This is a genomic window from bacterium, assembly GCA_009926305.1.
Classification (GTDB): Bacteria; Bdellovibrionota_C; UBA2361; order UBA2361; family RFPC01; genus RFPC01.
Genome location: RFPC01000118.1, coordinates 1 through 4891 on the forward strand (window position 1 = coordinate 1; position 4891 = coordinate 4891).

The following is a 4891-nucleotide window of genomic DNA, read 5'->3' on the forward strand; positions in this document are numbered from 1 at the left end:
GCGTGCAACAATGAAAGACATACCGAAGATTAGACCCATCTCCAGCATTGAGTGGTACTCGCGTTCAAATTGCTTCTCGTAGAACAGTTGGTCGAGAACCGCTCTTGCGACAATCGTAGTGTTTCTGGCAGACAAGTCCGTGTTTGTACAGGTCACATCAAAGTTGATTCGGTTTTGTGTAACCATGGCAATAACGTGCTTAATCACATTACGTGCATGATTCACCTGCAGCGTACTATACTCGTCCTGCTCTCCCGCAACACCTGTAGTATATGATGGAGCAGCCATTTCCCCGTAATAACATTGATACGCACGTGTCCAAATATCGAGCATACCTGTAGACATATTATGGTTTGCAAATTTATCCCATCGGTGATTTAGCTCTCTAACTAACTCTTCCGCTTCCTTAAGAAAAATGTAAGTATTGTCCATATTAACCCCCAATCAAAAGAAATGACATTGTTGCGTTTGTGTTGCATTCTATAGTAGCTTGTAAATCGCCTCTAACAGATGTTATAATTGAAAAACTTGTAACAGTAGCTCCACCTGTATTAATCAGAACAGCCCCAGCTATTTTTGGTAACTCTTTTGCGTTTAAAGAAAAAGACCTACCAGAAGTAACAGCAACCTTGACGATCTTGCTGTTCAAGTTTTCGTCGTAACTTAATCCTCTTGTGATAGCTTCGTAGAGGTTATCTGTCATAGCTTGGAGATGCGCCATCATCTCTTTCTCAATTCCTCTAAAGGATTTAAGTTGTTTAGCGAATTTAAGTTTTATCATAGTTTGCGCCCTGGATTCGTTAGATTTTGTACTTTAAGTTTCAAAACCCCTTGCTCGGATTCTAGTGCCCTTATGGTAGATTTTACTTCTTCGGCTAAATTTTCCACATCTTTCCTTTGTCTCTCAAATGAATCACTTTTTGATTGAAAATACGAGTCCAATACAATAGCGATAACACACGCTACACTTAACGTCAAGAAAAAAACATCCAATAAACTAAGACCAACAGACGCCACTAAAACCGTAGCTAAAAGAGCTCTCATTTTCTTCTCCTGTTAACAAACGAAAGATTACCGATATTATATTGACCAGGGCGGCGACCCCATGGGCAAAATTTAACAGCATAAACGAGAGCTGCTACTAAGTCAAGGTGACCATGCTCTGATGTGCGCTCAAAGTCTTTGGTTTTTTCAGTATCTTTCCACAACCCTTGTTCTAGCTGTAGGATGAGCTGTTTGCAGCGTGGATTAATTACGATTCTTTCGTTTGCTAGAGCGTTTCTAAGTACGCCAACTTGGTCTTCAATCTTGCCTTTTGACGGCCTTCTGAAGCTTAGCATGTACTCGCTCCTAAGTTCAAATCCTGCTTGCTCGAACACATCTATACAATAATCTACGTTCTCGCACCAGTCTACCATTGACTCCTCTATACTGTCAAGGGTTTCTTTAAACTTTCTTAGGCCCATAGCTTTTTCTGCGTGCTCAAACTCAACCACCATCTTATTTTCAAGGTGGTCATACCAACATCCAAGAATACCGGCGTTATCGACGATACCGTAGTCAGCAACAATAAATCCGCTATAAGTCATCTCCTGGTCGTATATCTGGGGGTCACGATCAAGTGGAAGATAATCCACAACATGAGATTTGCGGAGAAATTCCGGACAAACCCGACGGTCGTCGTTTGCAACGAGCTCAGCAAGATACTCGCGTCTCCACTGGTTAGGTTTGTTAACATATAGTTTCTCGAGCTCCTTAATCTTTTCTGGAGTCATTAGAGGGCTATCGTAAATTGTGAACTTGACGAGGGTCTTCTCTTTAATCATCTTTTGGATAACAATATCCAGTGATGGGTGAGTGGTATCTTCGGGCGGTGTCGATGCGTAAACAATTCTCACAGGAACTGTAGTCTGCTGAGGGATAATAGCACCGAATAACGTATCGGAGAATGAGCCTTTATCCCAGAAGCAAATTTCGTCAAGAAGGAACAAGTCAGAGCGAGGTCCACGAAGACCATTCGCAGCACTGGGGTCCGCACCGTTAATATGATAGACTGAGCCGTTAGGAAACACCCAATGTGGCCTAGCGCCTCGGTAGGCACGAGGTTGAAGGTCTTCAGGAAGGAACGGTATAATCTTTCCCATCAACTCAGATACAACTTCTTTAGCTAGTGTCAGGGTGGGGAATACGTGCTTTACAATCTGGTTAGGGTGTCTCAAGCAGTGTTCAATACCGAGAACAACCATCGCATAAGACTTACCGACTTTACGAGAGGAGTAAATCATAGCCTCTGGATGTGTATGGGCTAGGTCGTATAGCTGCTGCTGTTTTTCATGTAGTAGGTGACGCAGGTTACCTCTTCTAATGAGGGTATTAGACGCATGGCGCTGCTTTTCGGTCATCTTAGATAGGTCTAGCACTTCAGTCTCCCTGCAGAGCATCTAGAAGCTCATCGTCGCTCATGTCAGCCATCGGGTCGGCCTGTTTACGGCCTTTCTCTCGCTCAACCAAAACGGCAATAATCTTGTTTACAGTCTCAAGAGCTCGCACTTCTCTGTCCCCTAGCTCTGGCTCTGATTCCAGGTCAGAGATAGCTTTGTCCACGAGTTTGACTACGCGGTCGCTTAAATCTTGCAATTTCTCTTTCACTGTGCCCTCCTCCTATTTCTCTTCTTGAACTGAATAGCCTCGATTGCCTGCTCCACATCAGCCGCCTCAGAATCAATGACTAGCCGCACCCTCGCGCCCTCAACATCCGCTACAGGCTTTCGACCCTTTAAAAATCGGTAGATTAGAGGCGTTTCGTCGGCATCTACTACAAACTCATACGATTCCGCATTTATCTCAATAGTTCTCCCGTTATCTAGTAAAACAACAAAAAGAGTCGTCTTACGCTCGGGTTTTGGCATAGTCAAAACTTTCATAACCAACCTCTCTCTAACGCTTTAATTTCTTTATGAAGTTTTATAAATTCTTTTGATCTTAAAATTTCTAGGTTGGAAAATAGAAGTTTCGCTTCAAGAAGTTGAAACGCGGAAAGCCTGTCTCTGCGGATATCTCCGAGTTCCAGGTCAACTCTATACTCAACAAAAGCTTTTGCGTATGCTTCTGGGTACTTGTAAACCTTGCTCTCGCTAATCGCGTTATTTCTAGCGGTGTCTATGCGGACGATATATTCTGGGTATCCAGGCAGGCTCTTGCAGAGGAATAGAATAAGCTGAGGGTCGCTAATAGCTTCCCCCAGTTTTAACAAATCAGCGTCTTTTGTAGATTTTTTCAAGATTTCATCCATGTTAAATCTCCCTTAAGAATAGCTTAACATGGGGAAATCAGCGTGTCAAGGGTTTTGTTGCTCGCCCTTCTTGGTTTCCAGAAAACCTTCAATATCTGCTGGATCGACCCGATACTGTCTTGATAGATTCTGTATAAGAGCGGGTGTGACACGGGTGTTTAATCGCGTTATAAGGTTAATTGTTGTAGCTAGTTCCGGTATATTCTTCTCAATCCATTGAGCTCTCTGTATCTTTTCAAGAGGAGACTGAGGACGTATAGCACCCCATCCAGGAATACCTGTTCTCTCTTGCTCAAGCGGGCGCATTTCTGAGTAAGCTTCAGCCATGGGGCGCTGCTCCGCAATTTGAGCCTCTTTTTGGGCTATCTGAGACTGTAGTGCTTGCTCTTCTGAGGTAACTGCGCGTTGTGTAGGTACTCCTTCCAATTCAGGTTTAGGCATCTGAGGGCGAGTTCGCTCCGGCAATAATGGAGGAACAGGGCCTGTCGCTTGCTGCCTCAGCTGAGCAAATTGTGCCGGAGTTAGTGCGCTACTATCTTCCAGGTCGCCTGGTAATCTCTGCATAACATCCTGTACCTTAGCCATCCTTTCAGTATCTTCAACTTTTGGCTGCAGAAACTTACTAGCGCTTTCAGCTGTAGCCTCGTACTTTTTAACACCTGAAATACTACGTTTAGGTGCGAGAAGTTTAGCCTCGAATAGCTCGTCTCTCATTTTTGCAAAGTCAGCATAGTGTGCTTTTGCTTCGTTGTATTGGTCAAGTACATCACCCTCTAGCCCTAACTCAGCGCTATTTAGCCTAGAGTCAAGCTGCATTTTGACGGTTTCAAGCTGGTCGATAGCTCTCTGCACGTTAGGTGATGATTCTCTATTCTGAAGTTTCTTAAGCCTTCTAAGGTCGGCACCGATAGCTTGGTCCATTTCAACCATACTTTTAAACTCTTTACCCTGAGTCCAGGCTCCAGTCAGAGCATCTTGTTTTAGATTTTTCATAGAGTTTCTAAGGCTCTTATTAGTTTCAACTGCATAGAGGTTGAGCTCTGGGTCAACCTTTTTAAAAGTCTTTCTCATCTTAAGTATTTGAGATGATTTTGGTTGTACTTGGTCAATCATCTGATTAAAAGCAATATCATATTTTGCGACTGCTTTTTGTTTCTGCGCGTTCAGCCCTCTATTAACCGATTCTGCTAGTTTATTTGCGGCTTCAGCTGAGCGAGCATTTTTGACCTCTTCAATAGTCTGTCTCATCATCTGCTTCTGAGCGATATCTTCCTCTTTAAGGGCTGCATCATAATCAGCTTGCTTAATCTTGTTAGCTTCCTCAACAGCCTTTCTAGCTTGCTCAAATTGACTCTCTTCTTTTGACTGTTTTGTTTTAAGCTGTTGACTGAGATCCCCTACTTCTTCCTTAAGCCCCTTTACAGCCGCTCCAGAGCTTTGAAGTTTTTTAAGTGCTTCAGGTGATTCGGCTGCCTCTGACACTAACCCCTGATATTGCGTAGGTACCGATTCAATAGCTTCTTTCTTGAGACTAGCTGGGCCTGCTACTGCTCCTAAAGCTTTTTGGCCTAGTTCAGCAACTCTACCAATACCTCTACC

Annotated in this window: 8 protein-coding genes; all 8 read right to left on the reverse strand. The window is 43.6% G+C overall.

The genetic code is table 11. The annotated features are described in order from the left end of the window. On the reverse strand, positions 1-432 hold a 432-nt coding region (locus EBR25_12300), incomplete at its 3' end, for a hypothetical protein (GenBank protein NBW41765.1). A 1-nt stretch (position 433) separates the two neighbouring features. Continuing rightward, a complete protein-coding gene (locus tag EBR25_12305) occupies positions 434-781 on the reverse strand; it encodes a hypothetical protein (protein NBW41766.1) in 348 nt (115 codons plus the stop codon). Further along, on the reverse strand, positions 778-1044 hold the full coding sequence (locus tag EBR25_12310) for a hypothetical protein (protein ID NBW41767.1): 267 nt from the start codon (positions 1042-1044) through the stop codon (positions 778-780). Before EBR25_12310 ends, EBR25_12305 begins: the two co-directional genes overlap by 4 nt. Continuing rightward, entirely contained in the window at positions 1041-2441 is a 1401-nt protein-coding gene (locus tag EBR25_12315) for a hypothetical protein (protein NBW41768.1), read from the reverse strand. Before EBR25_12315 ends, EBR25_12310 begins: the two co-directional genes overlap by 4 nt. Next, positions 2422-2649 carry a hypothetical protein gene (locus EBR25_12320; protein NBW41769.1) on the reverse strand — a complete coding sequence of 76 codons (228 nt, stop codon included), beginning with the start codon at positions 2647-2649 and terminating at the stop codon, positions 2422-2424. Before EBR25_12320 ends, EBR25_12315 begins: the two co-directional genes overlap by 20 nt. Further along, a complete protein-coding gene (locus tag EBR25_12325; protein ID NBW41770.1) occupies positions 2646-2924 on the reverse strand; it encodes a hypothetical protein in 279 nt (92 codons plus the stop codon). Before EBR25_12325 ends, EBR25_12320 begins: the two co-directional genes overlap by 4 nt. Next, complete coding sequence (locus EBR25_12330) at positions 2921-3292, reverse strand: hypothetical protein (protein ID NBW41771.1); 372 nt, start codon at positions 3290-3292, stop codon at positions 2921-2923. The genes EBR25_12325 and EBR25_12330 overlap by 4 nt, the downstream gene beginning before the upstream one ends. 45 nt (positions 3293-3337) lie before the next feature. Then, a partial coding sequence (locus EBR25_12335) for a hypothetical protein (protein ID NBW41772.1) occupies positions 3338-4891 on the reverse strand: 1554 nt, incomplete at its 5' end.

What these genes read in the sequence shown, in the direction of transcription:
- EBR25_12325 (NBW41770.1), bottom strand. Translation starts at nt 2,924, where the DNA reads ATGAAAGTTTTGACTATGCCAAAACCCGAGCGTAAGACGACTCTTTTT.
- EBR25_12315 (NBW41768.1), bottom strand. Translation starts at nt 2,441, where the DNA reads ATGCTCTGCAGGGAGACTGAAGTGCTAGACCTATCTAAGATGACCGAA.
- EBR25_12305 (NBW41766.1), bottom strand. Translation starts at nt 781, where the DNA reads ATGATAAAACTTAAATTCGCTAAACAACTTAAATCCTTTAGAGGAATT.
- EBR25_12330 (NBW41771.1), bottom strand. Translation starts at nt 3,292, where the DNA reads ATGGATGAAATCTTGAAAAAATCTACAAAAGACGCTGATTTGTTAAAA.
- EBR25_12310 (NBW41767.1), bottom strand. Translation starts at nt 1,044, where the DNA reads ATGAGAGCTCTTTTAGCTACGGTTTTAGTGGCGTCTGTTGGTCTTAGT.